The following is a 25,742-nucleotide window of genomic DNA, read 5'->3' on the forward strand; positions in this document are numbered from 1 at the left end:
TCATTGCGTCAATCGTATCAGCGAACATGATAATTCGACTGGCAATCGGAATTCGTTCGCCCACAAGACCATCGGATAGCCGGTGCCGTCCCAATTTTCATGGTGATTGCGAACTGGGAAAACCACGTCGCTAGGTTGAGAAACCATCATCACTAGCTCTTCACTCTTTATCGGGTGAGTTTGCATCACGGCGTTTTCTTCGGCAATCAATAGTCCCGGCTTGCTCAGTATTGGCGCGAAAGTCCCATGAATCTTGCCTACGTCGTGAAGCAAAGCTGCGACAGTTACGCGATCAATCTGCTTGTCCTTCAGCCCAAGAGCCTGTGCGATCAACCGCGCATTTCTCGACACCCTCCGCGAATGTCCTGATGTGTACGGATCTCTGGCCTCAATGGCGGCGACCATTAATTCCAGTAGTTCCTGGTTCGTTTGTTGGAGTTGCCAGTTAACCTTATAAAGTTCTCGGATGATCTTACCCCGGGTTTGTGGACACATCGATCGGCCTCGATAATTTGAGGAAGGAGGTGTCCAGTGATGGGAAAGAAAAGACGTATCCGGCGCGAGTTCACGGCTGAGTTCCGGACCGAGGCGGTGCAGTTGATGATGGATCGATTGCGGGAAGGAACGAGTCTCACAGAGATCGGCCGGGGCATCGACGTTGAGCCGTACCTGCTTCGCCGGTGGGCCAGATAGCTGGGGCATTGGCCTTTGGAAGGCGAGGCGAGGAGTGTCAGGGCTCATCCGGTGTAGGTCCCTGGGGTGGATCCCGAGGTCGAGTTAAAGCGCTTGAGGCGAGAGGTCGAGGTACTTCGCCAGGAGCGGGATTTCCTAAAAAAAGCAACGGCGTTCTTCGCGAAAGAGTCGCAGTGAGGTACGCCTGTATCGCTCGCCATCTGGGCGAGTTCCCGGTGCGACTCATGTGCAGAGTGCTGGAACTGGCACCCTCCGGGTTTTACGCCTGGAGAAAGCGTGGAAGGAGTGTCCGTGAGAGAACCGATGAGCGGCTCAGGCTTCATGTGCGGGCCGTGCACCAGGCGAGCAAGTCGCGCGCGCTCCCACGGTCCACGCCGAGCTCAAGGCACAGGGCATCTTGTGCGGACACAATCGCGTTGCGCGACTGATGCGCGAAGAAGATCTCATAGCGAAACGTGTGCGTCGCTTTCGAGTCACCACCAACTCTGAGCACTGCTATCCCCTGGTGAGGAACCAGCTGGGGCGGCGGTTTGACATCAGCGTGAATAGAGAGACTGACAGAGTATGGGCGGCCGATATCACCTATTTGCCGACCGGTGAAGGCTGGCTCTATCTGGCAGTCGTGATCGATATCGCCAGCCGTCGCGTAGTTGGCTGGATGCCTCGACCGGCTGCTTCACCGCGAGCTGCCGTTGCGGGCGCTGCGAATGGCCCTGATCCATCGCCGGCCTCGGCCGGGTGTTCTCCACCACTCTGATCGAGGGTCTCAGTACGCGAGTCTTGAGTATCAGAGCGTGCTCTCGAAGCAGCACTTCATTTCGAGCATGAGCCGAGCCGGTGACTGCTGGGACAATGCGGTGGTTGAGTCATTCTTTGCGACACTGAAGACGGAGCTCGTCAGCGATGCCCAGTGGCAGACGCGTCACCAGGCCACCAAGTCTGTGGTCGAGTTCATCGAGGTGTGGTATAATCGCAAGCGCCGTCATCAGACGCTTGGCTACCGCACCCCCGCGGAGTACGAAAGAGAAGTGCTCAAGCGAGCAAAAGCAGCCTAACCCCAGTGTCCACGAAATCGGGGCAAATCCAAGACCCATACAGCCGTGACCACAGCGAGGAAAGAGAGCGAACTCACGTACAACCGCACGTAGTTTGACATAACTAGAGAACCCCCACGCCTCAGATCAAGTCCAGCTTCCCGTATCCGCCAACGACAGGATCGCATTAATCAGAGCAGCAAGAAAATGCCATTTCGCGTCACCTCCCAAAAATCTTGTCGTATCCAGCATCCGCTGCGTTACGCAAATCGGTTGGCTCAGCTCATAACGCTTTGTCTCGCCCGCTCAACTCCGCTCATTATCTGAGGGAGGGGGTTTTTTTGAGTTTCCTCTCAAATAAGAAAGGTGGAACTACCCGCACTCCAGGCGATCAATAACCGCTATCTGTAATTCCTCTAGTTGTGTTCAATCCACCTGTTCGTCGCATCGAGCACCGCGAGCACTCCCGCAGACTCCTGGCTCTCACGCAGCTCCACGCTTCCAGTCAATACCTTATTCTCCCGCCCCGACCGCACACTCACCGCCACAAACACAAACGTCCGGTCGAACGCGTCGAACACTTTCACGCCCTGCACTCCCAGCTGTCCTTCCCTGTCGTCCGCATCAGCAATCGCCAGCAGCGTCGCGCGCGCAGCAAGCTCCACCCGCGACCGATCACCCTCGATTCCGAGAGCTTCCCCGATAAATAACGAGGTACCCTTCCGCAACGTCACCCGGCACGACAACCCCTTCGAACGCGATCCCTTTACCTCCACATCCTCGAAATAAAGCCGCCGCGCAAACGGACCCGTGCGTAGGGATTGAGAAGGCGTGTGCTGCGTTTCCGCCACCGCAGGCACCGGTTTCGCTTCGGGCTCCATCAACTTCGGCTTCGTCTCACTCGTCGTCGCCACCGATATCTTGCGATGATCGATCCGCATCGCGAGATGCGCGATCAGCGCACTCTCGATATTCCTCACCATATGCTTCGGCATAAGCTCCGAAGTGGTCAGCACATGTATCTGATCTATCGCGCCACTGTCACCCGTTATGATACGGGCTGAGATGACACCAGGGAGAGTCAGAATAAGCTCCTCCGCACGCTTAATCGGGAAAACGCTACCCGCTATCGATGACGTCAAGTGAACCCTTTATGGTTATGGCTGCACCGAACCTTTGCGAAACGGGCTCCAATATGGGATTGGCTTCGGACTAAATCAAGAAAAATCAGGATGCGATGATGCCGTAATCCCGAAGCTTCCGATACATCGTACGCTCGCCGATGCCGAGCATCTCCGCCGCCCTGCGGCGATTGCCGTGGGTTTCAGCCAGCGCAGCCTGAATGGCGGTGCGCTCGATCTCGGCCATAGTCATTCCGGGCGTAATCGTCACCACGTTAGAAGGTGCATTCTGATCTGAAGGCTCGATCGCGGCGGCGGGAACGGCCGACGGGCCCGCTCGAATCACTTCACCCCCGTTCCCCGCAATCATGCGACCGGTATCGAATCCCACATGCCTCCCATCCTCACGGCTTCCGTCGCGCATCTCGTCAGCAACCTGTATTCGCGACCTCAACTCCTCGATCTGCAGCTTCAACTCGACGAGACTTCGGACGATGAACTCAAGCTCGCGTCCATCCGCGCCGCGCGAACCGCGAACGACGGGGCCGATGTGCACGGGAAGAAACCGGGAGACTCCGCCCTCCCTGATTTCGCGCGGAATGTCGCTGGCGCCAACCTCTCGCCCCGGCGCCAGCACCACCATGCTCTCAATCAGGTTGCGGAGCTCTCTCACGTTCCCGGGCCAGGGATATCCCATAAGGAGCTGCATCGCCTCCGCGGAAATACCATGAAAAGGCCGGTCATGCCGTGCCGAGTATTCGCGCACGAACCGGCGTACGAGAATGGGGATGTCGTCGGGTCGTTCGCGCAGCGGCGGCAGATACATGCTGAGAACATTGAGGCGGTAGTATAGATCCGACCTGAACAGTCCCTGCTCCACCCGTTCGCGGAGTGGCTGGTTCGTAGCGGCAACGACGCGGACATCGATGGCGATCGGCGCGACACCACCGACCCGCGTCACCTCTCGTTCCTCGAGCACCCTCAGCAGCCGCACCTGGGTTGACGGCGGCACTTCCCCAATCTCATCCAGGAATATCGTCCCGCCGTTTGCGAGCTCGAATCGGCCAAGGCGTCGTTCCGCAGCGCCGGTGAATGCGCCTTTCTCATGGCCGAACAATTCGCTCTCGATCAGCGACTCAGCGAGAGCGCCGACGTTGACCGCAATAAACGGCTTGTTCCGCCGCGGGCTCAACCGGTGAATCGCCCGCGCGACCAGCTCCTTGCCGGTTCCGCTTTCGCCTTCGATCATCACCGTGCTCGATACCGGCGCAATCTGCTCGATCTTCACAAGTAGCTCTCGAATCGCATTCGACTGGCCGATGAGACCCGTCACTTCCACCAACCGCTGTCGATCGAGCGCCCGGCGCACCAGCGCGAGCAGATCATCAGCCGACACGGGTTTCGCATGAACGTCAACAAAGCCGATCGCGCGAAGGCGCTCGATTAGATCCGGATCTGCGACATCGGCGAGCCCGATCACACCGACACCTTCCCACAGCTGTTCGCGAACAATCTGGATGTTGCCGGCATCGGCAATCGCGCCGGTAAGAACGATGAGATCCGGCTTTGCGCGCCGGATCTCGCTTCTCATGTCGTCAAGCGGTGAGACTACGGCGGTATCGATACCATTCGCCTCGAGCAGCGCATTGAGGTGCACGGCAGGTTCGACATCAGTGAGGGTGATGAGAACTTTCATCGCGGATCGATACTCGTCGGCGTATCAGTCGAATCGTGCTGCGTGATGCGGCCGCTCAGCACGTCACATGCGTGGGACACAATCGGATCGAGTGCCGCGAGGGCGTCTCTCACTCCAGTCGTCGATCCCGGCAGATTCACGATCAACGTCGAACCGCGCACGCCCGCCACACCCCGCGAAAGCGCCGCACGCGGAAAACTCTCGACGCAGCTCAGACGGATCCGTTCAGAAATCCCAGGCACGTCTCGCTCGATTACAGCGCGCGTTGCTTCAGGCGTAAGGTCGCGCGGCGCGAGTCCGGTACCACCGGTCGTGAGTATGAGATCGAGGTTCGCCGAATCGCACCATGCGACGAGCCGTTGAGTGATATCGGAAGTCTCGTCGCCCAGGGTTTCGCGCATGACGACGGCGTCTCCGCGGCCCACGCACCACTCGGCGACAGCATCGCCGGATGTGTCATCGCGAATGCCGCGAGTGACCGAATCTGAAACTGTGAGAATTGCAACGCGCATCGACTATAGGTGCGATCCGTCTTTGTAGAATGGCATCTTCTGCACTATCGCGGCGACGCGCTTTCCGCGGATCTCGATCTCCATTTCAGAGCCCGGTGAAGAGGATGCCGTCGGGACGTAAGCCGTTCCGATCGGGATGTCGAGCGTGGGGCTAACCGTTCCGCTTCTCACTTCGCCACTTGGTTCGCCACCGGCAAATACGGGATATCCGTGTCGCGGGAAACATCGCTCACTGGTCGTGAAGCCAACCAACTTGCGAGACAGCCCCTGGTCCTTCTGGCGAGCGAGCGCATCGCGTCCAACGAAGTCTCCTTTCTTCAGCTTGACGAGCCAGCCGAGGTTGGCTTCCAGAGGTGTTGTCGTATCGTCGATGTCATTGCCGTACAGAGCCATTCCCATCTCGAGGCGCAGGCTGTCGCGGCAGCCAAGGCCGGTGGGAGTGACTTCTTCAGATTCAGTGAGCGCGTTCCACACGGCGACAGCATTCTCGTTGGGGAAGTAGAGCTCGAATCCGTCTTCGCCGGTGTAGCCGGTGCGTGAGATGATGATCCCTGAAATTCCGGCAACGGCGCCGGTGGCAAAATGGTAGTAGTCGATTCCCGAAAGGTCGGTTTCGGTAAACTCCTGGAGAATGCGCGCGGCATGGGGGCCCTGGAGCGCGAGGAGTGCAGTTGAATCGCTGACGTCTTCGATCGTGCAGTCGAAGCGTCCGATTTCATTGCCGACGTGCGCGAGATCTTTCGCGGCGTTGGATGCGTTGACGACCATCATGATCTGGTCATTGGAGCGATAGACCAGGCAGTCGTCTTCGATGGTGCCTCGCTCGTTCAGGATGGTCGAGTAATGCGCCTGACCAATGTCGAGCGCGGCGACGTCGTTTGTGGTGACGTAGTTCACGAACTCCACCGCCCCAGGCCCGCGCACGATGAATTCGCCCATGTGACTCACGTCGAAGAGCCCGCATTTTTCGCGAACCGCACGATGCTCGGCGGTGATGCCGGTGGCGTACTGAATTGGCATGACGTAGCCGGCAAAAGGCACGAGCTTGGCGCCGAGCGCGGCGTGGGTTTCGGTGAGCGGGGTCCGTTTAAGTGATTCGGGTATTCCAGGTTGCGTCATTGAGACCGATGGTTGGCGGAACGCGGGCGTGATGCCCACTGACCGTCAATATGGCGCTGGCGGGTGGAGGACGGGAGGTGGGGAACTCGTTGCGGCGCGGATGCAACGAATGATGCGCGGAGATCACCCGGAATTCGCCGCGTTCCGAATCTTCAACTCCTGAAGCCACCGCGTCACCCGCTGCGGCACAAACATGTTGTCCGAGATAGCAGCGATCTCCTCGGCTTCCCGCCACGCGCCTTCGAGCGACATAAGTTCACCCTCCACGGCACGTCGTTCGGTATCCTCGTGCGCGACCATTTCGAGCGCAAGCAGGCGTTCGGTTGAGAGATTTGTGATCGATCCCCGCTGCTGGGGTTCATCCCACATTTTCACAGCGAGACTTGCCGCGCGAGCGAAGCTCCGCGCCGTGTCAGGATCGGTCTCGACAATTGCGACGGCCTCCCTTACCTGTTTTGCAGGTGCGCCGGCGCGGTTCAGCAGCGGAAGGAGCCGCATCGCTGCCCGCAACGCGAGCTCGCCCCGAATCTCGGTCGTCTGCTTTCGCGGATCGTAGTGAAACCACGGCTTCCCCGGTGCGATGCCGCGCCGACTCGTCAACGTCAGTCCCCACGGCTCGGTGTCCGTCGGAGCAAGGAGCCTGGCGGTCTCGACCTCGTAATTCGTGATCGCTTCAACCCCGTCCGGCCCGACCAGCCGACTGATCCTTTGCGGCCACCGCCTCCGTTTTTGTCTCGCCCCCTCGGGATCAAGCGAATTGACGTACTGGCTAGCCAGAGTGGTGAGGATAGACACCCCGACGATTGGGACGAGAAGTACAAGCCCAACCGCTGCCACCCCGTTACGAATCACTGCCCGGCGCCGTCTATGCGCGAACTGATCGCCGTACCGCCACGACGCGAACTCCGGCCGCTGGGGATCTCCGATCCGCACGAGCTCCAAGCCCTCTGACAGGCGGGCCAGGCCTATCTGATCCGTTGATGCCCGCAGCTTCGTACCACGAAACCGGCGCTCGCAATCTTCGATCGCTTCCCAGCGTTCCTCGACCGGTGTCAGATTCCACCGGTTACAGTGCTGGCAGACGACCCAGAGCCTGCCCTTTGCCGAATCGAACGCTATACGGCGACCGACAGCGAATTGCTCGATGACGTCGTTGGCACCGAGGTTACGGTGGCAGAACAGGCAGGTTGAGTACAATTGCTGTCGGTGTTAGAGAGGCCCAACTCAACCTCAAAACAGGCGCGAAAGCCCTTTTGTCGGAGTGCAGTGCTGTCCTTCCTTGTGCACGGAGAACATGCACGCACAGAACACTGCACTTGCGATCTCAGATTGTCATGAACATACCGCGATACGCACCGTGCGCCTGAGCCACTCGTAAGCGCCCCAACCTAAACACGGTGCGTCAGTGTACCGTCAGTGCAGAGGGAATAATCTGTAAACCCAGGCTCAGGCCGGTCAGCGATACAGGGTGTCTCAGTACAGCGTAAGCGCAGAGGGAAACACGAGCTCGGAACGGGCGGGTTCGCAAAGCACTGGCGGAGACCAGGCTGTCGACCGTGCCGGCTTGGTCGTAAGTGCCGTGCGGAGCAGAGCGCGCGCAGCAATGGTTCTGATGAAACCCTTTTCGGAGCGCGTTCCCGACCGTCTACTCCTTACCCCCACGCCGCGGTTGACGCTTGCCAGCCTTCGCGGTGACACCCTTTGTCCGCACGAGCGCTGAAGATTGATTCGCCGGAGTGACTCCACGCGCGAGGCGCCGAAGATCGTCTTTGTCCCGCTGACGGCCGGTGGCGGCCTTGTTCGTCCGCAGCTCGTTGAGTCCGATGACGAGCATGCGGTTCCCACTCAGCTTCGCTACAACCGCTCCCGCTCGGACGTCGGCAAAAGAAACACCGGAGATCCCCGCAAGCAGATCGATCCGCAGCGGAGCGTTGCCAATCTGGGTCACGGCATCTGACGAAAGCATGAAATCGGGATCAATCAGATTCTCCGGAGCCCCGAACGCCCTCATCGCCGCGCAGAGCCGCTCGACATTGTCCTCCGTTCGCTCGTAGAGAAAGTCGATATCGCCCGTGGCTCTTACGACGCCGTGCCAGCCGACCGCGTAGCCGCCGACCAGAACAAAAAGCACATCATTGTTATCAAGACACTGGATGAAGTCACGGAAATCGGTGGCGAGCTGATCGTTTCTCTGACGCAGCACGTGTCAGCGTCGCCGGCCGGCCGACTGCCGCGACGGCGTAGCTCCTGACTTCCGGCTCGGCGCCCGGGCGACTGGCAGCAATGCCATTCTTGTTTCTGCTGATGGCCGGCTGCGCGCGACGGTGAAGGCCTGCTCTGAGACCAGCGCGACTGCGTCTACGCCGTCTGGGCCACGCGGGGACGGCGGCTCATCCGCGCCGTCCTGGTCAAGTCGCAACTGTCTCCCGTGCCATGTTGCCCTTCGGATCGCAGCCCGCGCGAGCCGGCCAACGGCAGCCGTGTCAGGGTCACGAAGTTCGCGGGTAGTGCCCGACGCGTCGGTCATTCGAATGCTGATACCAACATGGCCCAACATTCGGAGGGCGGTCAGAAGACTCACATTTGGGCGTTCTCCCCGCTCGACTTCGGCCCAGAGCCGCGTGCTGACTCCGGCACGGCTCGCAACTTCCTTCTGGGTGAATCCGAGAGCTTTGCGATTCGTTTTTAGAAGCTCAGCAATCTGGCTCGAAAGCATTGGCATCACCGTGCGCTGGGGACCGAGGAGCGCTAACCAAAGCTAGTCCGCTACACGGGGGGCTTGCAACCCCTTTACGTATCTTTTCCATCGGCGACCAACACGCCTCCAATGTTGATCGCGCCTCCGTGGGTCATCGTAGCATACACGCGATACAGCCCAGACTTGGATTATTGACTCGCCCATAGTTTCCGAACCTGCCGCCATTGCCTAGCGCGTGAACTGAACCCTTGAGCTGATATGGGAGCGGGAATCGTGGGCGGTTTGCTTTTTGTCTGGCGGCCGCCCGCGAAACTCACTCGTCCGCCCGCTTGGCTCGGCTCCTCAGCTTCAGTCAGCGGGTATCACTGTTGGTTTACCGCGACGCCAGCGCAGGCTCAGCGGAGCATGCAACCGCCGAGGCGGGGTCAGCGTGATTGATTGCTAACGCAGTCACCGAATCCGAATCTACTGTCCGCCGATCTGCCTTGGCCACAGTCAGGAACGGACTCCCCGCTTGACGATGCATCGCCGTCTCCATATCCCAGCTCTCGTGAAATCCGTCGTCGAACGATTCAAAGTCCACGAACTCCGCGCCAGCCTCAGGTCGCGGCTGACCGTGAACGCTCATAGCAGCCCGACTTAATCCATCAGTTCCCCGCCGCTGATATGCCGAACCTCCCCCGCATTCGGCTTCGTCCCCGCTACGATCCCCTTCAATACCTCAAACAGAATCACCGGCCGCGGTTTGTTGTTTTTCATATAGACCACCGAATCCGCATCGACAAATATCAGCATGATCCGCGGATCGTCAGGGCCACCATCCCGCTTCCCGCCCTCGTCGCCGAACCACGCCTTCCAGTCCGGCTTGTACAGCTTGTGAATCTGCTTCCTGTCGCGAACCGCCCGCGCAACGCCGCTCACCGAAACCCACTCGCGGCTCTTGTAATTGTAGTACGCGCAGTTGACGTGGTGGTCCATGTCCAGCTCGTCGAGCTTGTTGGTATCGACATCGGTGACGAACCATAGATCGGCTTCGTTGATCCGCTTCTGCGTCGCCATCGGCCGCGATACCAGATGGCCATCATGACGGCGAGTGGTGAACATCGCGGTCTCGATTCCTTCAATAAGCTCGTCGAGCTCCTGTAACTTCTTTTCAGTGGTAGGCATGCCCGTTCCAATCGCAGAACGCATGCCCGCGCCGCCAGCTACAGCTCGACCCCACCCATGAGGTTGGCCATGATCGCTTTCTGGACATGCAACCGGTTCTCCGCCTCATCCCACACCACACTCTGCGGCCCATCAATTACATCCGCGCTCACTTCCTCTCCCCGATGCGCCGGCAAACAATGCATGAAGATCGCGCCGGGTTTCGCACGGGCCATGAGCGCGCGATCCACCATGTATCCCGAAAAGGCCTTTTCACGAATGGCTTGACTCTCCTCCTGACCCATGGATGCCCATACATCTGTATTGATCACATCGGCCCCGTCAGCGGCTTCAGCCGGATCACGAACGACGCGTACTTTGGCCGCTCCCTGCGCACGCTCAAGAATCGCCGCATCAGGGTCGTAACCCTCCGGACACGCCAGCGTCAGTTCAAAGCCAAGCACATACGCAGCATTGATCCACGAGTTCGCCATGTTGTTACCATCACCGATCCATGCGATTCGCCGTCCGTCGATGCCGCCAAGATGCTGCCGGATCGTCAACAGGTCGGCAAGAATCTGACAGGGATGCAGCAGGTCGGTGAGTCCGTTGATCACCGGCACCGATGCGAAGCGCGCCAGCTCTTCTACCTCCGAGTGCGCAAAGGTTCGGATCATGATGCCGTCGACGTATCGTGACAGCACCCGCGCCGTATCGGCGATCGGCTCACCACGGCCAAGCTGCACATCACGCGGCGACAGAAACAATGCGTGCCCGCCAAGCTGCCACGCACCAACCTCGAACGACACCCGCGTCCGCGTTGACGCCTTCATGAAAATCATCGCCAGCGATTTGCCGGCCAGCGGCTTGTCGGTGTACGACCCATCGCGCATCCGCGTCGCCAGTTCGAACAGCGAGTGCAGCTCGGCGCGCGAATAATCGGGGATAGCGAGAAAGTCTTTCTCAGCCTGTGTCTTCATCCTACAAAATGTATCTCCGCAGGTCCTCATCCTCGACGATATCCTTCAACCGCTCCACCACCATCGCACGGTCCACGACAACATCACCCGCGCCCCGATCGGGAAGGTCGAACATCACTTCCTCGAGGAGCGTCGTCATTACCGTGTGAAGCCGCCGTGCTCCAATGTTTTCCATCCGGTCATTCACATGCGCCGCAATCTTCGCAATCTCGGCGATACCATCTTCGGTAAAGGTCAGTTTGGCGCCATCCGCCTCTACAAGCGCCGAGTACTGGCGGGTGAGAGCGTTCTCCGGCTCGGTCATGATGCGGACGAAGTCGGCCTCGGTGAGGGGCTTCAACTCGACACGAATCGGGAACCGTCCCTGAAGCTCGGGAATCAGATCACTCGGCTTCGATACGTGAAATGCGCCCGCGGCAACGAACAACACGTGATCGGTCTTCACCATTCCATGCTTCGTCTGCACGTTGGAGCCTTCGACAATCGGCAGCAGATCGCGCTGAACCCCCTCGCGCGAGACATCGGGCCCGCCACCCTGACTTCGCTGCCCCGCGATCTTGTCGATCTCGTCGAGGAAGATGATACCCATCGTCTCGACCCGCTCGAGAGCGTCTCCGACGACATCCTCGTCGTCGATCAGCTTGTCGAGCTCCTGCTCGAGAAGAATCCGCCGCGCTTCAGACACCTTCACCGTGCGCTTCTTTGTGCGCTTCGGCATCATCTCCTGGAGCATGTCGGAAAAATTGCCCATTCCTTCGGGCGCACCCTGAGGAACCATCATGTCGAACATCATCGGAGAGCTCTGCGTCACCTCGATCTCCACTTCCCTGCTCTCGAGCTGGCCGTCGACGAGCAACTGTCGGAGCTTGTCACGGGTGCGCCGGTAGCGCTCCTGATCGACGTCCATTTCGGGGGAAACATTGCCACTTGACGAAACCAGAAAAATCGGCGCGTCGTTCGCACCCGCGGCATCCGTGGAAGGCGCGGATTTTTTGTCGGCCGGCACCGGCAGCAACAGATCGAGCAGACGGTTCTCGACTTTGTCGTGCGCCAGATCTTCGACCTCGGTTTCACGCTCCGTGCGCACCATGTTCACTGCGCTCTCGACAAGATCCCGCACCATCGACTCCACATCCCGGCCGACGTAGCCAACTTCAGTAAATTTCGACGCCTCCACCTTGATGAACGGTGCGCCAGCAAGCTTGGCCAGCCTCCGCGCAATCTCCGTTTTGCCAACACCCGTGGGGCCGACAAGAATGATGTTGTTGGGAGATATCTCTTCGCGAATCGCCTCCGGCGTTCGCTGGCGGCGCCACCTGTTTCGCAGCGCGATCGCCACCGACTTTTTCGCCTCAGCCTGGCCGACGATGTAGCGATCGAGCTCGGCAACAATGAGCCCGGGAGTAAGATCGGCGAGGCGGGCGAGCGCGTTCTGGGTGCGTGGCGACGTCACGACGACGGCTCCAGCACGGTGATGTTCGCGTTGGTATAAATGCAGATGCCGGCGGCGATCGCCAGTCCCCGCTGCACGATCTCCCGCGGCGGCAGCTCCGTATTCTCGGCAAGTGCTCTCGCCGCGGCCAGCGCGTAAGAGCCGCCCGAACCGATTGCCAGGATTCCGTCATCCGGTTCGATAATGTCCCCAGTGCCGGAAATGATGAACCCTCTCTCGCTGTCGGTGACAGCGAGCAGCGCCTCCAGGCGCCTCAATATCCGGTCGCTCCTCCAATCCTTGGCCAGTTCCACCGCCGCACGGGAAAGGTTGCCTGGATGCCGTTCGAGCTTCTCCTCGAACTTCTCAAAGAGCGTGAACGCATCCGCCGCCGCGCCCGCAAACCCCGCGAGTAGCTTGCCACCGCGCAATGAGCGTACTTTTTGCGCGTTGGATTTCATCACCGTGTCGCCAACCGTGACCTGGCCGTCGCCGCCGAGAGCGACGCGGCCTTCGCGGCGGACGGCGAGAATTGTCGTCGAGCGAACGCGGGCTGGAGTGCTGTTCATGGTTCAAACCTAACAGGGGCGCCAATGCGATTGGAGCACATACCCGTAGTGCTGGGAGTACTCGTCTGCATCGTTGCGGCAGGCCTGCTCTACGATGCTTTCAGGCCTGATGATCTGAGGCCACATCGCGAACGCCGGCGTCGGCGCCGCGCAGTACCACATCGTGCCGGTGAAGCGCTGGTGGGGGCCGGGACACTGTGCATGGGTGCATCGCTCATCGGGCAGGACGAGTGGCGCTGGGGGACGATCGTGGTCTTTGTCGGGGTCGCGCTACTGGTGATCGGGGCCGTGCTCAACCGCGTTTATCTCAAGGAGATGCTGCTGTTCCGGGGCGCCGCGCGGCGCGGCGAAGGGGATGACCCCGATTTGCCGCGGGACGATAAACAGAAACCGCCAATGCGTATTCGCTGAGCAGATGCTTCCGGGCTGACCGGGGCTGAGTCAGGCCATCAGCCCCATCACTGTGGCGCCGGTGGCATCTCGCTCGCCCTCTATCGCGATCTGCACCCGTACCGACTCGGACGCTTCGGACTCAACCCCATATTTCAGGTTCACTGCGACGATCTGTCGTACGAGCTCGTCGAAGCTGGATTCCGGAATTCCCTGGCAAACCGGCCTCAGCCTGTCAGCGATGTTTCGCTGCAAGTCGGCGATCTGTTCCTGCCCGCTGGTCATCGGAATTCCTGAGAAGTTGTATCGGCATAGCCGGTCAGCCGGAGTTGCTTAGTGACGTACACTCGCAATGTCCAGATGTTCAATCCTGGTTACACCCGGTTCTTGCTGCGGTTTCAATTAGTTTCGCGGCAACACGGATGGAAACGAGCACGATGGCACATTCTTTCCGTGATTTTTTCACTCGACAAACAATCTCAGGAGACAACGATGGGTATGCTGGCGGTGGGAGAGACCGGAAAGAACACAACCGATTTGTACTACGAAGATCACGGAAAGGGCAAGCCGGTGGTGCTCATCCATGGATGGCCGCTAAGCGGACGCGCGTGGGAAGCGCAGCTGCCGGCCCTCGTCAAGGCGGGACATCGGGTGATCACCTATGACCGTCGCGGTTTCGGCAAATCATCTCAGCCATGGGACGGGTACGATTACGATACTTTTGCCGCCGACCTTGCCGCTTTGATAGAACACCTCGACCTGAATGATGCCGCACTCGTCGGGTTCTCGATGGGGGGCGGCGAAGTAGTCCGCTACATCGGCACCTACGGCAGCGACCGGGTCAGCAAAGCTGTCCTTGCGTCCGCCGTTCCACCCTACCTCTACAAGTCCGATGACAACCCGGACGGCGGGCTGGACGATGCCACCATCAAACAATTCGAGACCGGTGTGAAAAGCGACCGCCTCGCGTTCCTCGATGGATTCACGACCAAGTTCTTCCAGGCTGGAGATAAAACCGATCTCATCAGCGAGCCGCAGCGCAGCTACGCCCGCGAAATCGCGGCTTTCGCTTCACCCAAGGGCACTCTGGACTGTATCACTGCGTTCGGCAAGACAGATTTCCGCGACGACCTGACTCGCATGACTGTTCCGACCCTGGTGATCCACGGTGACTCCGACGGAATCGTGCCGTTCGAAGTCAGCGGCAAACGGTCACACGAATCGATCGATGGCAGCCAACTCGTCCTGATCAAGGGTGGGCCTCATGGCGTGAACGCCACGCACGCCGACGAGTTCAACAGTGCGTTGACGAGGTTTCTTGCCAGCTGACCTCGACGCGCAAATCAATCATTCCGAATTAATCTTTCACCGTTGCGATGGCCAAACGGAGAGCGTTCGACTCACACGCCGCCGTACCACTCGTACCCCATGTCGCTCCAGTAACCGCCCGTATTGTTCGGGAGAAATACAATGCGGGTGAGATACTTGGTGTTCTTGTAACCGAGCTTGGCGGGTGAATAGACTCGGGCCCGCGCCCCAAGCGCCGGCCCCAGCATGTGTCCAACGATCCCCTAGGCCACCACCCATTTGCGAATCATCGCCGTCGACATGTCCCAGCTTTCGTGAAAGCCGTTATCGAACGATTCGAAGTCAACGAACTTCGCGTCTTTCCTCACGCCAGCAAGACGCGCAAGCTCGCTGACACGTACGCCTGTCCATTGCTCCAATGCAGTCCATCCTTCGACGCAGTAATGGTTCACCCGTTCAGTAACACGGGGCAGCGTCTGGAGTTGAGCGAGCGTGAGCTTCATCGGCCGATCGACCAATCCCGCCAACTCAAGCGTCCACGGTCCGCGTTGCTGTTCATTCCACATCGGCACGGTTTTCGAGATGAAATAGCTCGGAAGCGCAGCACCGGCGAGCTTCCCGCTATCCGGAGTATCCATTGAAGTATGCTGAAACAGGGCGCGTTCCAACACGAGATTCTTGCGTTCAGCGTAGCGCAACACCCGCTCCGCCCCCTTCGGACCCCGCGAATCGCACGCAGCAAGCAGTGCTGCGGAAATCGCGGAGCCCGTCACGCCGATGAACTTGCGGCGATCGATTGTCATTGCTGTTTTTCCTCGGATGATGCCCCTGTGGGTCCATCAATCATCGGGCTATCGCTACGCGAAGCAGACTCGCCCGTTTCCGAAGTGGGCGCATCGACGGTCGCCGGCTGCCAATCGTCGTCCGAGCCTGACTCTCGCGCAGTTCCATCACGTCCACTTCGCATTCGATTTGGCAACAGGTGATAAAACGGCCGTGCATTTCGCGCTTCAGGGGAGTTACCCTCGTTGTATCCGCCAGTCAGAATGGACCTGAGCGAGTACGGGTCGGTCGCGAACACCATGAACACATGGATCACGCTGAGAGCGACGAGCAGCGACATCGCGACGAAGTGCCAGTAACGGGCCCACACGTAACCCCCCAGAATATCAGCGAGTGGCGCGAGCTGCACCGGTTTCCAGATTGCGACGCCGCTTGTCACCGCGAGTATCCCAATCAACGGCAACGAGAAATACGTCGCCCGCTGAAGCGCATTGTACTTCCCTTGCAGCGGATGCCGCTTGCGAACGAAGAGATAGAATTTGATCATCTCGGCTGCGTTGCGAAAAAAACCGCGGCGGGGAACTACATCTCTCCATTCCCCATGGGTGTAGATAAAGCCGAGGTACACAAGGCCGTTGGCGACGAGCACCCACATCATGGCGAAATGCCAATGTCGCGCACCGCCCAGCCATCCCCCGAAAGTGAACGCCGAGGGAATGGACTGCCCCTCGAAAGGATAACAACAGAATGTTTCGCCTTTGCGCGCGAATGCGGGATAGGCGTTGAAGATCCGCAGTCCGCTGCCAACCATGATCGTGAGCGCAATAGCGTTAATCCAGTGGGTGACCCGTACCACCCAGTGATGCCGCGGTTTCTCCATCAAATCTCCTCGGTTCACTTTTTCGATTACCAACTCGTCAGCACTCATTACCATTGAAAACCTTCACCACCCGGCACGTTTCGCCTCATGCCCGCGGATGCGCTTTTTCGTAGACTTTTTTCAGGCGCTCCACACTCGTGTGGGTGTAGATCTGGGTCGTCGAAATCGATACATGTCCGAGCAGCTCCTGGACTGCCCGCAGATCGGCGCCGGCGTCGAGGAGGTGGGTGGCGAAGGTATGACGAAGCGAATGCGTCGACAGTCCTGCGTCCTCATCGATTGCGTCGAGAAATCCTGTCACCGCGTTCTGAAGCGCCCGAACCGAGATACGCTTGCCCCGGTTACTCAGAAAGAACGCTGTTCGATCGGCCCCGGCTACGGTGTTACGAATCAGCTCGTCCCGCTTCACTTCGTAATTGCGAATCGCAAGCTGCGCATGGTCGCCGACGGGGATGATTCTCTCTTTCCGACCCTTGCCTCTCACTTTTACCTGCTGTGACAGTAGATCAATATCGCCGCGATTGATTCCCCGCAGTTCCGACAAACGCATCCCGGTCGAATAAAACAGTTCCAGGATCGCGCAGTTCCGGACATCCGGAAAGCGGCCTTCCTGCGCCTTCAACTCCGCGCTCTGGAACAGCAATTCGATCTGTTGGCGATCGAGATATCCAGGCAGATGTCGTTCGAGCTTTGGACTGCTGACGCTCCGCGCCGGATTGGCCTCGACCATTTCGTTTCCATGCATGAAGGAGTAAAAGCTGCGCACCGCGGACAGCGCCCTCGAAATCGTTCGGCGGCTGAGTTTCCTGCGCGTCATGTGGGCCAGAAATCCGCGGATCGCCAGCCTGTCGATGCCCTGCCAGGTCCAGTTCCGGTCTCCGTAATAATCCGTCAGATAGGCGAGAAGTTCCCCGAGGTCACGGCGATACGCGTTGAGCGTGTGCGGTGAGAGGTCGCGCTCTTTCTCGAGATGAGTCAGAAATTCTTCGACTTCGGGCGATTTCGTTTTGCTGAATGATCCAGCATCATCGTCAGGAGTGATCATACCCGCCTGGTCAGGCAACCAGGTCAAGATCTCCCGCATGCAATGCCGACCACGCCGTCATTTCCGTCAGGCTCCGTTCGGCGATCAATTCCCGCTTCCGCTTCTTGTCTCGCACAACCTCAGGAAGCTCATCGACCAGCCCGAAGTTCGCATTCATCGGCTGAAAGTGCGCCGGATCGGCTTCGCGCAAATATCTGTAAAGAGCGCCAAGCATCGTCACAGGAGGAGGAATCTCAGGAGAATGCCCCGAAAGAATTCTCGACAAATTGCGGCCGGCCAGCAGACCCGTGGCAACGCTCTCGGTGTAACCCTCGACGCCGGTTATCTGGCCCGCGAACAGGATTGCGCTATTATCGCGGGCGGATAAATGAGGCGACAAGGCGGCAGGGGAGTTCACATAGGAATTTCTGTGGATCGACCCATACCGAAGAAACTCCGCGCCGGCGAGCCCGGGAATCATGCGTAACACCCGCTGCTGTTCCGGAATGCGAAGCCGGGTCTGGAAGCCGACAATATTCCACATCCGGCCATGCCGATCCTCGCGTCGGAGCTGTATTACGGCCCAGGGTCGCCGGCCCGTGCGCGGGTCTATCAGACCAACCGGCTTCAATGGACCAAAACGGAGGGTATCGGCCCCCCTCAACGCGGCAACCTCCACCGGCATGCAGCCCTCAAAGTATGGGACAGCATCGAATTCATGCCCATGGAACTGATCTGCAGACACCAGCGCAGCGATGAAACCCTCGTACTCCGCACGGGACATGGGACAGTTGAGATACGATCCCTCGCTGCCCACACCCTCCATCGTCTCCCGATCGTACCGTGACGCAGTGAATGCAATCGATTCGTCGATTGATTCCCGCGAAACGATAGGGGCAATAGCGTCGTAGAAAGCCAGCGACCCAACGCCCAGTCGCTCCTGCACCCACTTCGCGAACGAATCCGACGTCAAGGGCCCCGTCGCAATGACGCAGGGAGATTCCATTGTGGTGACCTCTCCCCTCTGAACTTCGATATTCGGATGGGACTGGATGCGCGCTGAAACAGCAGCGGCAAAGATTTCGCGGTCGACAGCCAGGGCACTGCCGGCGGGAACGCGGGCATCATCGGCGCATTGAAGAATCATCGATCCAAGCACACGCATCTCCGCCTTCAGCAGTCCGTGCGCGTTGGTTGTCTCCGTGCTCTTGAACGTGTTCGAACAGACGAGCTCAGCGAAATGTCCGGTGCGATGAGCAGCCGTTGATTTGAGTGGCCGCATCTCGTGGAGAATTACACGATGCCCCCGTTCAGCCAGCTGCCACGCAGCCTCCGAACCGGCAAGCCCGCCTCCTACAATCTGAACACTCGCAGCGTTGGTCACACAGCCACCGCCTCGGGCCCAGGCTCCGACGACCGATCCGCCTCCGCCGGCTCCCATTCGTTCGCGCAACTTATGCAACGCCGGTATTCGCCGCGGGTCTTGTTCGACTTCATCTCGGCGCCCGCATAGCCGCATTCCGGGCAAACCTCAGCGACTGGTTTGTCCCAGATGACAAAATCACAGGCCGGGTAATTCGCGCATCCGTAGAACGCTTTACCTCGTTTCTTCGATCGGCGTACAGCGATGTCACCGCCATCCTTGGGACACTTTACTCCCGTCGGCATGGAACGGGTGCCACGGCATTTCGGAAACTTGCTGCAGCCTAGAAAATCGCCTGACCTGCCGTGGCGAATCACCATTGCCTCGCCACATTCATGGCACATCTGATCGGTAAGCTGCGCCGGCTTCCGCTCTCCGCTGAGGGGACGAGTGTACTTGCATTCCTTCGGGTGGTTTTCACACGCAATGAAGGGCCCGAAGAATCCACCGCGCGCGACAAGCCGGCCGCCGTCCACCGGGCAGCGATCGGTTTCAAGCGCGGAGAGATCGTGCGCCTCGGCGATCAGCGCATCGATATCTGCACCGGCTACCGACGTTGCAAACGGCCCGTAAAAATCCTTCAGCATAATGCGCCAGTTCACGTTGCCCTCTTCGACCCGATCGAGATCGGTTTCCATATGAGAAGTAAATGTGACGTTGAAGATGTCAGGAAAACTTTTCACCATGACGCGCTCGACCTGATCGCCGAGCTTCGTCGGGAAGAAACGCCGCTGTTCGAGCTGCGCGTAGCGGCGGTCGACGAGAGTCGAGATGATCGATGCATATGTTGACGGGCGCCCGATGCCCAGCCTCTCCAGCTCCTTTACAAGACTCGCTTCGGAAAAGCGCGGTGGCGGCTCGGTGAAATGCTGGCTGGGGGTGATGCTCCGCACAGGCACGTTCTCACCGACCTCGACTGGCGGCAGCGGCTGCTCGTCCTCGAGCGCGCGCCCATGCCCGTCACCCTGTTCCCGGGTCTCCTTGTACACTTTCTGATACCCATCGAACTTCATCACACTTCCGGTGGCACGAAACAGGTACGGAAGCGGGGCAGCCGTACCATTGCCTGGCGCCGATAAATCGAAATCAACCGTCGTTGTATCGAAGCGGGCAGGCGCAAGCTGTGAAGCGATGAACCGCTGCCAGATGAGCTGATACAGCTTGAACTGATCGGGTTTCAGATACCGCTCGATGTGCTCCGGCCGACGGGAGGGATCGGTTGGCCGCACAGCCTCGTGCGCGTCCTGTGTGTTCTTCGCCTTGGCATCGCCGTAAAGCTGCATCGCCGACGACAGATAGTTCTTGCCGTAGAGCATCTCAGCGTAGTCGCGCGCCTGCATCGCCGATGTCTCGGAAATACGAGTCGAGTCTGTTCGCATATATGTGATGAGACCGACTGCTCCCTCGGCACCGATATCGATGCCTTCATAGAGATCCTGCGCCAGTCGCATCGTCCGCTTCGATCCATAACCCAGCTTCTTTGCGGCTTCCTGCTGAAGCGTACTTGTCGTGAACGGAGGCGCCGGGTTTTTCCTCCGCTCCCTTCGCTTCACATCGGTCACCCCGAACGTCTCCCGCCCGCGGAGATTCGCCAGAATTTCAGCAGCGGACCGTTCGTCGGGAATGGTGGCTTTTTTCGAGTCGATGTGGTGGAGCTTGGCGGAAAACTCCTGACCGTCTTTCGACAGCGTCGCAAGAATCGTCCAATACTCGACCGCCGTGAACGCGTTGATCTCCCGCTCTCGCTCGACAAGGAGGCGCAGCGCCACAGTTTGTACGCGCCCGGCAGAAATACCCTTTTTTACAGTTTTCCAGAGAACCGGGCTCGCCTTGTACCCAACGAGCCTGTCGAGCACCCGACGCGCCTGCTGCGCCTCAACCTTGCGCTCATCGATATCGCCCGCACGGGCAATTGCCGCATGCACTGCCTCTTTGGTGATCTCATGGAAGAGAACCCGTTTGATGGGCGCACCATTCTTCCGGCGCATCTGCCCGGCGACATGCCAGCCAATCGCCTCGCCTTCGCGGTCAGGATCGGTGGCGATCAGGATCTCGCGGCTGTCCCTTGCTGCGACCTTGAGATCGGCAAGGGCTTTTTCCTTCCCCGGAATCGTGACGTACTCTGGTTCGAAGCCGTTCTCGATATCGATTCCAATCTTTTTCTCGGGGAGGTCGCGAATATGTCCGACCGTTGCCCTGACGCGATACCCCCGGCCCAGATACTTGCCGATGGTCTTCGCTTTAGCAGGCGATTCGACGATGACGAGTGAGGTGGTCCCGGGCTCGGGGGCCGGACCTTCATCCGCCGGTGGCAGCTTGGCAACCCGCGGCTTGGCAATCCGCGGTTTTGCCGCCGTCTTCCGGCCGGTGGTTTTCTTTGCGGAATTTTTTCGTGTGCTGGCCATTGCTCAGTGCACCGACTGGCTTTCGCCCGGACCGCCGGTGTCCTCGAGCCCCGAGCCTTCGAGCATCCCGCGAAGATCATCGAGCGCGATTCGCCCGTCGATCTGCACCAGTGCCCGTTCAATGATGTGCTCCAGCTCCACAGGGTTGATCGCACCTGACCCTGCCAGCGAGAGCAGGTGACCCCACGCATCGGGAGCAAATCTGCCTCGCTCGTGCGGGCCCATCACTCTGAACGTCATCAAAACCGGTAAACGGTCATCCATTTTCAATAACCTATTTCTGTGTCAATGGTGCGGCAAGGAATCAATCGACTTGTCCGATTGACTCTGCGTACAACCGCACCTGATCTATAACTTCTTTTCTGTCAACGACTTCAGCGTCGATCGTGACATCGGCAGTTTCATACAGATGTTGCCGTTCACGGTACAGGTCTGCAAGCGCAATGTAGGGATCCGGCACATCCAGCAGCGGCCGCCGATAGCGCGATCTCACCAGCCGATCGATAACCTGCCCGGGTGCCACTCTAAGGTATATGATACGCGAGGTCGAACGCAAAAGTGCCACCGAATCGGCATTCGTTATCCATCCCCCTCCGGCAGACATCATCGTTCTCCTGCAACTCGTCAGCTCTGCCGAAAGCGACTTCTCGAGCCCGCGGAAGTACGCCTCGCCCTTTGTGGCAAAAATCGCGGCAATCGAAGCATGCTCCCGATGCTCGATCTCCGTATCGAAATCGATGAAGGGCCAGTTGAGCAGCCTTGCCGCGGCGCGTCCCACCGTGGTCTTGCCCGCGCCAGGCAGCCCGACGAGGATGACATTGGGAGTATCAGCGCCCACGCCGCTCCGCGATCCTCGCCAGATACCCATCAAGGTTGCGGTGCAGCTCGCTCAGGGAATCGCCGCCGAATTTCTCGATCAACGCCTGAGCCAGCACGAAAGCGAGCATCGCCTCGGCAATAACGCCCATTGCGGGAACCGCGGTGACATCGCTGCGCTCGGCAACCGCAGCCGCCGGTGCGCCCGTCTCCATCTCTATAGTGGCGAGCGGTCGCATCAATGTGCTGATCGGCTTCATGGCAACCCGCACGACCAGGGCCTCGCCGGTCGTCATTCCGCCCTCGAGACCCCCTGCACGATTGGTATGCCTCGTGGTATCACCGGCCCGGGCATTGTCGGGGCTTGCATGTATCTCGTCGTGGACCTGAGACCCGCGACGCCTCGCCGCTTCGAACCCCAGACCTATCTCCACCCCTTTGACAGCAGGAATCGACATCATTGCCGCTCCGATACGCCCGTCCAGTTTTCTGTCCCAGGATATATGGGACCCCATACCTATCGGAAGGCCACGGCACACCACCTCGCACACTCCGCCCAGGGTGTCCCCGGACTCTCGGGCGGCGTCGATGCCCGCGATCATTTCCGCTTCCGCGTTGCTGTCGAGAGTGCGGAGAGGCGATCGAGCGGCGACACCGTTGATGTCCGCGGGGAGCTCTACAGGTACCGCCGACCTGACGCCGCCGAGCTCAACCAGGTGGCTTCCGATCGTGACACCTACCTCGGCCAGAAGCTTCCTGCAGACCGCGCCCGCGGCGACCCGTGCGGTAGTTTCCCGCGCCGAGGCACGCTCCAGAATGTCGCGCGCATCGTCGCGGTCGTACTTGAGCATTCCGGCGAGATCAGCATGGCCTGGCCGCGGGCGGGTGATCGCACGCTTGCGCGGAGCATCGGTTGGGTCTGGAGCCGCATCCATGATCGAGCTCCAGTTGGCCCAGTCGCGATTCCGAATGAGCATGGCAACCGGAGAACCGATGGTATGTCCCGCCCGGATACCTGACAGGAATTCGACCGCGTCACGTTCGATCTGCATGCGGCGTCCGCGGCCGTAGCCCTGCTGACGACGAGCGAGGTCGGCGTCGACGTCGGACGCAAGCAGCGGAATGCCCGAAGGCGCGCCTTCGAGTATTGAGATCAGCGCTGGTCCGTGGGATTCGCCCGCGGTCGTAAAACGCAGCATCACCCTCCAACGAAAACGAGCCCGGGATGACCGGGCTCGCATTCAACATTCCATGAAGCTGTGTCGCGCAGCAGTCGCTGCCCTTTCACACCGTCAACAGGTCGTTGTAAAAGTATTCGGCAGAGTAACTATCACAACCCCGCCCCTGGTCGAGCCGACGAGCACAATCTGGCCCGTCGAGGGACGAAGCGCTGCTTTGATTGGACCAATGATCGGCTCGCGGATGGGAACGCTTCCAACCCGCTTGTAGCAGTAGCTGTCAAAAATCTCGATCACCGGCTCGGCCGACGCTGCGAAGGCCAGTCGTGTGGAGAGTGGAAAGGAATTCGGACCGCTGTTGAGCGGATGAAAATCAAGACCGGCATTGCTCTGAGTGGTTCCGAAGATTCCCTGCAGCCGCAGTGCCGGATTGAGAAGATAGGTCGAGTCGGCCCTGATTCCCGAGAGTGAGCCATCGAAATTCGTGGCGACACCCTGCACCTTGGCAAAGGTATTGGCGATGAAGTCCCCCACATCGAACGAGGGCGAAATTCCCCGATCGATCGCTGGAACTGGAAGTTTACCGATGCTTCCATCGGAGAATACCATCGTCGAGTCGAAGCCGCGGTTGGCATCGTAGGTCATCGCTCGTGCGCCTCCTGCCGCGCCTCCTTCACCAAATACCGAGCGCCGGAAGTTCCCGGAGTTTCGGACGAAAGTGGTATCACGGAAGCCGATCTCGCGAGCCCGTACAACAACCGAATAGTTGGATTTCCGGCCGTTCGAAGATGTGACCTCCTGCATGTAGGGGACCAGCGCCGTTACGTCGCCGCCGTTGGCGTCATATCGGAGGATTTCAAGAGTGTCCGAGCTGTTCAGCCCTTGTCCCATCGCCTGTTCAAAAAAGAAGTGCGAGGAACTCCTGCTGAGGTTCTCCCAGCGCAGAGTGCCATTCCTGCTCTCGAAGGGAGTGCTCTGGCCTGGAGTAGGCGTGGTGGAGTACGTGACGATGATATCACCGCACGCCGTCCCGCCGCCGTTGCAGGTCGCTGCAACGAACTGAGGACGATCGCTGAAGTCATATTTGGTGCGCTGCTGAATTAGCAGGCCTGCGTTTGTCCGTGTTGATGTGACAGTGAACGCAACGATATTTGGCAATGCGTACCTGAACACTTCGCGGCCGCTGCTCCCTGCATTCAGATTCACGTAGCTGAGGTCGGTGCCGCCGGAATTGGCGACAATCAGTGTATCGCCCATGACATCATTGTGGTCACGCGGCCATGCCGTCAATCCCCACGGCCGCGAGCCCACCACGATGGGTGATTTGAACGACGAGTCGGCGAGACTGAACACTTCAAGCTGATTCCTCGTGATATTGGTGAGGTAAAGCCGGTCCGTGCGTGAGTGATAGAGTGCGTCAGCCGCCAAGCCGCCGCTTGGCAGCGGCCGCGTGGAGCCAGCGACAACCATCACTGTATCGATGCGGTCCATGCCACCGGGCAGCTTGGCGTACGCGCGGGTTCCGTTTGAGTTCCTTGCGAAGGCCTGGATATACACCGTCGTTGGGAACGTGGAGTACGGAAGACGGAGCTCGAAGGTCTTGAGCTGGGACGTGATGCTTCCATTCGAGACGATGGAATCTTTCGCGTCAATCGCTCCGCCGATTGTTCGGCGCACCTCGCAGCCGAGCGTGGTGATGCCTGTCTGATCGGTGGCTTCGACGTGCAGAGTGTCGCCCACTTCGATGCGTGGTGAGTGGCTGAACGTCACTACCGGAGTCGAGCTGATCGCCGAGAGTGGCTGGATGTTGAGGACAATCGCCGGGCCCACCGTTCGTTGGCCGAGTGAATCGATGACGAAGGGAGAAATGGTGAGGGGCCCGAGGGGCGCGCTAGCCGGAATCGCAACGGTATCGATAACGTTCACGGAATCGCGGAGCGGGCTGGAGTATGCGGTAGAATCGGCGATCACCAGGCCGCCGGTGGTGCGGAAGCCCACGGCCCTCACCTTGACCGCTGACCGGGCCGAGAGCGAGATGATAATCGATTTGCCAACCACGGCGGTGGTGCCACTCGCCGGACTGGTGATGCGCACCTCTGCCGGCGGGACGTTGCCGACTGTCAGCTGAAGCGAATCGACCCTCGATTTGTTCGATGCTCCGTCGATTGCCGATGCAAGCACCATTACCGGCGTACCCGGCGCGATGCTTCGCGGCACCGAGAGATTGAAAGGGATGGAAGTTTCCGTGACCGCGCTTGTAAACGTAGTATCAAACTGGAATGTCAAACCACCGCTTACCATCACCTTTACCGACTTGATGCCCAGGTTGTCCTTCACATCCACCTGGAATGTGATCACCGTATCTGGCGCGGACCCGCCTTTGGACAAATTGACCGCGGGCGGTGACTTGTCTCCGAAGGTGTTGCCGCCAGACGACAATGAATCCGAACAGGCACCAGCGGCCACGATTGAAGCGGCGGCGAGGATCGCCCGGGCGTGAGACGGGCGCATGAGGATCATATTGAGAGTCATGTT

General features: G+C 59.5%; 27 protein-coding genes and 1 pseudogene. 5 read left to right on the top strand and 23 right to left on the bottom strand.

The window, feature by feature from the left end; translation table 11 throughout:
• Positions 1–495 carry an HD domain-containing phosphohydrolase gene (locus WKF55_07640; GenBank protein ID MEJ7759453.1) on the bottom strand — a complete coding sequence of 165 codons (495 nt, stop codon included), beginning with the start codon at positions 493–495 and terminating at the stop codon, positions 1–3.
• A gap of 39 nt (positions 496–534) precedes the next feature.
• Between WKF55_07640 and WKF55_07645 the strand changes: the two genes are divergently transcribed.
• The 3 genes and pseudogenes from WKF55_07645 to WKF55_07655 all read left to right on the top strand — a co-directional run bounded on the left by WKF55_07645 (position 535) and on the right by WKF55_07655 (position 1,748).
• Positions 535–693, top strand: coding sequence for a transposase (locus WKF55_07645; protein ID MEJ7759454.1), 159 nt, complete (start codon positions 535–537; stop codon positions 691–693).
• A gap of 370 nt (positions 694–1,063) precedes the next feature.
• Positions 1,064–1,450: pseudogene (locus tag WKF55_07650) on the top strand (IS3 family transposase).
• Between the two features lie 37 nt (positions 1,451–1,487).
• Positions 1,488–1,748: an integrase core domain-containing protein gene (locus WKF55_07655; protein MEJ7759455.1), complete on the top strand. Its 261-nt coding sequence runs from the start codon at positions 1,488–1,490 to the stop codon at positions 1,746–1,748.
• Between the two features lie 395 nt (positions 1,749–2,143).
• Here WKF55_07655 and WKF55_07660 read toward each other — a convergent pair whose 3' ends face one another.
• The 11 genes from WKF55_07660 to hslV all read right to left on the bottom strand — a co-directional run bounded on the left by WKF55_07660 (position 2,144) and on the right by hslV (position 13,000).
• Positions 2,144–2,869: a hypothetical protein gene (locus WKF55_07660; GenBank protein ID MEJ7759456.1), complete on the bottom strand. Its 726-nt coding sequence runs from the start codon at positions 2,867–2,869 to the stop codon at positions 2,144–2,146.
• Positions 2,870–2,954: 85 nt separating this feature from the next.
• On the bottom strand, positions 2,955–4,544 hold the full coding sequence (locus tag WKF55_07665; protein MEJ7759457.1) for a sigma-54 dependent transcriptional regulator: 1,590 nt from the start codon (positions 4,542–4,544) through the stop codon (positions 2,955–2,957).
• Positions 4,541–5,056 (bottom strand): MogA/MoaB family molybdenum cofactor biosynthesis protein, encoded by a 516-nt coding sequence (locus WKF55_07670; protein ID MEJ7759458.1) that lies wholly within the window; start codon positions 5,054–5,056, stop codon positions 4,541–4,543. The genes WKF55_07665 and WKF55_07670 overlap by 4 nt, the downstream gene beginning before the upstream one ends.
• Before the next feature lie 3 nt (positions 5,057–5,059).
• Positions 5,060–6,175 (bottom strand): glycine cleavage system aminomethyltransferase GcvT, encoded by a 1,116-nt coding sequence (gcvT, locus tag WKF55_07675; protein ID MEJ7759459.1) that lies wholly within the window; start codon positions 6,173–6,175, stop codon positions 5,060–5,062.
• A gap of 123 nt (positions 6,176–6,298) precedes the next feature.
• Complete coding sequence (locus WKF55_07680) at positions 6,299–7,372, bottom strand: hypothetical protein (protein MEJ7759460.1); 1,074 nt, start codon at positions 7,370–7,372, stop codon at positions 6,299–6,301.
• A gap of 448 nt (positions 7,373–7,820) precedes the next feature.
• The gene (locus WKF55_07685) at positions 7,821–8,378 is read right to left on the bottom strand and encodes a hypothetical protein (GenBank protein ID MEJ7759461.1); all 558 of its coding nucleotides are present in this window, start codon (positions 8,376–8,378) and stop codon (positions 7,821–7,823) included.
• A 3-nt stretch (positions 8,379–8,381) separates the two neighbouring features.
• On the bottom strand, positions 8,382–8,897 hold the full coding sequence (locus tag WKF55_07690) for a helix-turn-helix domain-containing protein (protein ID MEJ7759462.1): 516 nt from the start codon (positions 8,895–8,897) through the stop codon (positions 8,382–8,384).
• Positions 8,898–9,512: 615 nt separating this feature from the next.
• Positions 9,513–10,064: a pyridoxamine 5'-phosphate oxidase family protein gene (locus WKF55_07695; protein ID MEJ7759463.1), complete on the bottom strand. Its 552-nt coding sequence runs from the start codon at positions 10,062–10,064 to the stop codon at positions 9,513–9,515.
• Between the two features lie 14 nt (positions 10,065–10,078).
• Positions 10,079–10,999, bottom strand: a complete 921-nt coding sequence (gene argF / locus WKF55_07700; GenBank protein ID MEJ7759464.1) for an ornithine carbamoyltransferase — start codon at positions 10,997–10,999, stop codon at positions 10,079–10,081.
• A 1-nt stretch (position 11,000) separates the two neighbouring features.
• Complete coding sequence (hslU, locus tag WKF55_07705; protein MEJ7759465.1) at positions 11,001–12,452, bottom strand: ATP-dependent protease ATPase subunit HslU; 1,452 nt, start codon at positions 12,450–12,452, stop codon at positions 11,001–11,003.
• Positions 12,449–13,000 carry an ATP-dependent protease subunit HslV gene (gene hslV, locus WKF55_07710; protein MEJ7759466.1) on the bottom strand — a complete coding sequence of 184 codons (552 nt, stop codon included), beginning with the start codon at positions 12,998–13,000 and terminating at the stop codon, positions 12,449–12,451. Before hslV ends, hslU begins: the two co-directional genes overlap by 4 nt.
• 24 nt (positions 13,001–13,024) lie before the next feature.
• Between hslV and WKF55_07715 the strand changes: the two genes are divergently transcribed.
• The gene (locus WKF55_07715) at positions 13,025–13,411 is read left to right on the top strand and encodes a hypothetical protein (protein ID MEJ7759467.1); all 387 of its coding nucleotides are present in this window, start codon (positions 13,025–13,027) and stop codon (positions 13,409–13,411) included.
• A gap of 30 nt (positions 13,412–13,441) precedes the next feature.
• On the opposite strand, the gene WKF55_07720 is transcribed toward WKF55_07715, so the two are convergent.
• Complete coding sequence (locus WKF55_07720; GenBank protein ID MEJ7759468.1) at positions 13,442–13,675, bottom strand: hypothetical protein; 234 nt, start codon at positions 13,673–13,675, stop codon at positions 13,442–13,444.
• A gap of 207 nt (positions 13,676–13,882) precedes the next feature.
• On the opposite strand from WKF55_07720, the gene WKF55_07725 reads away from it, so the two are divergent.
• Complete coding sequence (locus WKF55_07725) at positions 13,883–14,719, top strand: alpha/beta hydrolase (protein ID MEJ7759469.1); 837 nt, start codon at positions 13,883–13,885, stop codon at positions 14,717–14,719.
• 71 nt (positions 14,720–14,790) lie between these two features.
• On the opposite strand, the gene WKF55_07730 is transcribed toward WKF55_07725, so the two are convergent.
• From WKF55_07730 to WKF55_07775, 10 genes are all read right to left on the bottom strand, one after another.
• Positions 14,791–14,946 (bottom strand): hypothetical protein, encoded by a 156-nt coding sequence (locus WKF55_07730; protein ID MEJ7759470.1) that lies wholly within the window; start codon positions 14,944–14,946, stop codon positions 14,791–14,793.
• Between the two features lie 15 nt (positions 14,947–14,961).
• Entirely contained in the window at positions 14,962–15,501 is a 540-nt protein-coding gene (locus tag WKF55_07735) for a molybdopterin-dependent oxidoreductase (protein ID MEJ7759471.1), read from the bottom strand.
• Positions 15,498–16,361: a cytochrome b/b6 domain-containing protein gene (locus WKF55_07740; GenBank protein ID MEJ7759472.1), complete on the bottom strand. Its 864-nt coding sequence runs from the start codon at positions 16,359–16,361 to the stop codon at positions 15,498–15,500. Before WKF55_07740 ends, WKF55_07735 begins: the two co-directional genes overlap by 4 nt.
• Before the next feature lie 85 nt (positions 16,362–16,446).
• The gene (locus WKF55_07745; protein ID MEJ7759473.1) at positions 16,447–17,406 is read right to left on the bottom strand and encodes a tyrosine recombinase XerC; all 960 of its coding nucleotides are present in this window, start codon (positions 17,404–17,406) and stop codon (positions 16,447–16,449) included.
• A gap of 10 nt (positions 17,407–17,416) precedes the next feature.
• Positions 17,417–18,769 carry a methylenetetrahydrofolate--tRNA-(uracil(54)-C(5))-methyltransferase (FADH(2)-oxidizing) TrmFO gene (gene trmFO, locus WKF55_07750; GenBank protein MEJ7759474.1) on the bottom strand — a complete coding sequence of 451 codons (1,353 nt, stop codon included), beginning with the start codon at positions 18,767–18,769 and terminating at the stop codon, positions 17,417–17,419.
• Positions 18,766–21,213: a type I DNA topoisomerase gene (gene topA / locus WKF55_07755; GenBank protein ID MEJ7759475.1), complete on the bottom strand. Its 2,448-nt coding sequence runs from the start codon at positions 21,211–21,213 to the stop codon at positions 18,766–18,768. The genes trmFO and topA overlap by 4 nt, the downstream gene beginning before the upstream one ends.
• A gap of 3 nt (positions 21,214–21,216) precedes the next feature.
• Entirely contained in the window at positions 21,217–21,477 is a 261-nt protein-coding gene (locus tag WKF55_07760) for a DUF494 family protein (protein ID MEJ7759476.1), read from the bottom strand.
• Positions 21,478–21,517: 40 nt separating this feature from the next.
• Positions 21,518–22,051 carry a shikimate kinase gene (locus tag WKF55_07765; GenBank protein ID MEJ7759477.1) on the bottom strand — a complete coding sequence of 178 codons (534 nt, stop codon included), beginning with the start codon at positions 22,049–22,051 and terminating at the stop codon, positions 21,518–21,520.
• Complete coding sequence (gene aroC / locus WKF55_07770; GenBank protein MEJ7759478.1) at positions 22,041–23,228, bottom strand: chorismate synthase; 1,188 nt, start codon at positions 23,226–23,228, stop codon at positions 22,041–22,043. The genes WKF55_07765 and aroC overlap by 11 nt, the downstream gene beginning before the upstream one ends.
• Before the next feature lie 93 nt (positions 23,229–23,321).
• Complete coding sequence (locus WKF55_07775) at positions 23,322–25,739, bottom strand: hypothetical protein (GenBank protein ID MEJ7759479.1); 2,418 nt, start codon at positions 25,737–25,739, stop codon at positions 23,322–23,324.
• Positions 25,740–25,742: the final 3 nt, after the last annotated feature.

The sequence above is a fragment of the Gemmatimonadaceae bacterium genome, from assembly GCA_037721215.1.
GTDB lineage: Bacteria > Gemmatimonadota > Gemmatimonadetes > Gemmatimonadales > Gemmatimonadaceae > UBA4720.

Coding starts and splice junctions, on each gene's coding strand:
- WKF55_07720 (MEJ7759468.1), bottom strand. CDS start 13,675: ATGACCAGCGGGCAGGAACAGATCGCCGACTTGCAGCGAAACATCGCT.
- WKF55_07715 (MEJ7759467.1), top strand. CDS start 13,025: ATGCGATTGGAGCACATACCCGTAGTGCTGGGAGTACTCGTCTGCATC.
- WKF55_07775 (MEJ7759479.1), bottom strand. CDS start 25,739: ATGACTCTCAATATGATCCTCATGCGCCCGTCTCACGCCCGGGCGATC.
- argF (MEJ7759464.1), bottom strand. CDS start 10,999: ATGAAGACACAGGCTGAGAAAGACTTTCTCGCTATCCCCGATTATTCG.
- gcvT (MEJ7759459.1), bottom strand. CDS start 6,175: ATGACGCAACCTGGAATACCCGAATCACTTAAACGGACCCCGCTCACC.
- WKF55_07760 (MEJ7759476.1), bottom strand. CDS start 21,477: ATGGATGACCGTTTACCGGTTTTGATGACGTTCAGAGTGATGGGCCCG.
- WKF55_07695 (MEJ7759463.1), bottom strand. CDS start 10,064: ATGCGTTCTGCGATTGGAACGGGCATGCCTACCACTGAAAAGAAGTTA.
- WKF55_07640 (MEJ7759453.1), bottom strand. CDS start 495: ATGTGTCCACAAACCCGGGGTAAGATCATCCGAGAACTTTATAAGGTT.
- WKF55_07665 (MEJ7759457.1), bottom strand. CDS start 4,544: ATGAAAGTTCTCATCACCCTCACTGATGTCGAACCTGCCGTGCACCTC.
- WKF55_07690 (MEJ7759462.1), bottom strand. CDS start 8,897: ATGCCAATGCTTTCGAGCCAGATTGCTGAGCTTCTAAAAACGAATCGC.
- topA (MEJ7759475.1), bottom strand. CDS start 21,213: ATGGCCAGCACACGAAAAAATTCCGCAAAGAAAACCACCGGCCGGAAG.
- WKF55_07645 (MEJ7759454.1), top strand. CDS start 535: ATGGGAAAGAAAAGACGTATCCGGCGCGAGTTCACGGCTGAGTTCCGG.
- hslV (MEJ7759466.1), bottom strand. CDS start 13,000: ATGAACAGCACTCCAGCCCGCGTTCGCTCGACGACAATTCTCGCCGTC.
- WKF55_07670 (MEJ7759458.1), bottom strand. CDS start 5,056: ATGCGCGTTGCAATTCTCACAGTTTCAGATTCGGTCACTCGCGGCATT.
- WKF55_07725 (MEJ7759469.1), top strand. CDS start 13,883: ATGGGTATGCTGGCGGTGGGAGAGACCGGAAAGAACACAACCGATTTG.
- WKF55_07735 (MEJ7759471.1), bottom strand. CDS start 15,501: ATGACAATCGATCGCCGCAAGTTCATCGGCGTGACGGGCTCCGCGATT.
- WKF55_07740 (MEJ7759472.1), bottom strand. CDS start 16,361: ATGGAGAAACCGCGGCATCACTGGGTGGTACGGGTCACCCACTGGATT.
- aroC (MEJ7759478.1), bottom strand. CDS start 23,228: ATGCTGCGTTTTACGACCGCGGGCGAATCCCACGGACCAGCGCTGATC.
- WKF55_07745 (MEJ7759473.1), bottom strand. CDS start 17,406: ATGATCACTCCTGACGATGATGCTGGATCATTCAGCAAAACGAAATCG.
- WKF55_07730 (MEJ7759470.1), bottom strand. CDS start 14,946: ATGCTGGGGCCGGCGCTTGGGGCGCGGGCCCGAGTCTATTCACCCGCC.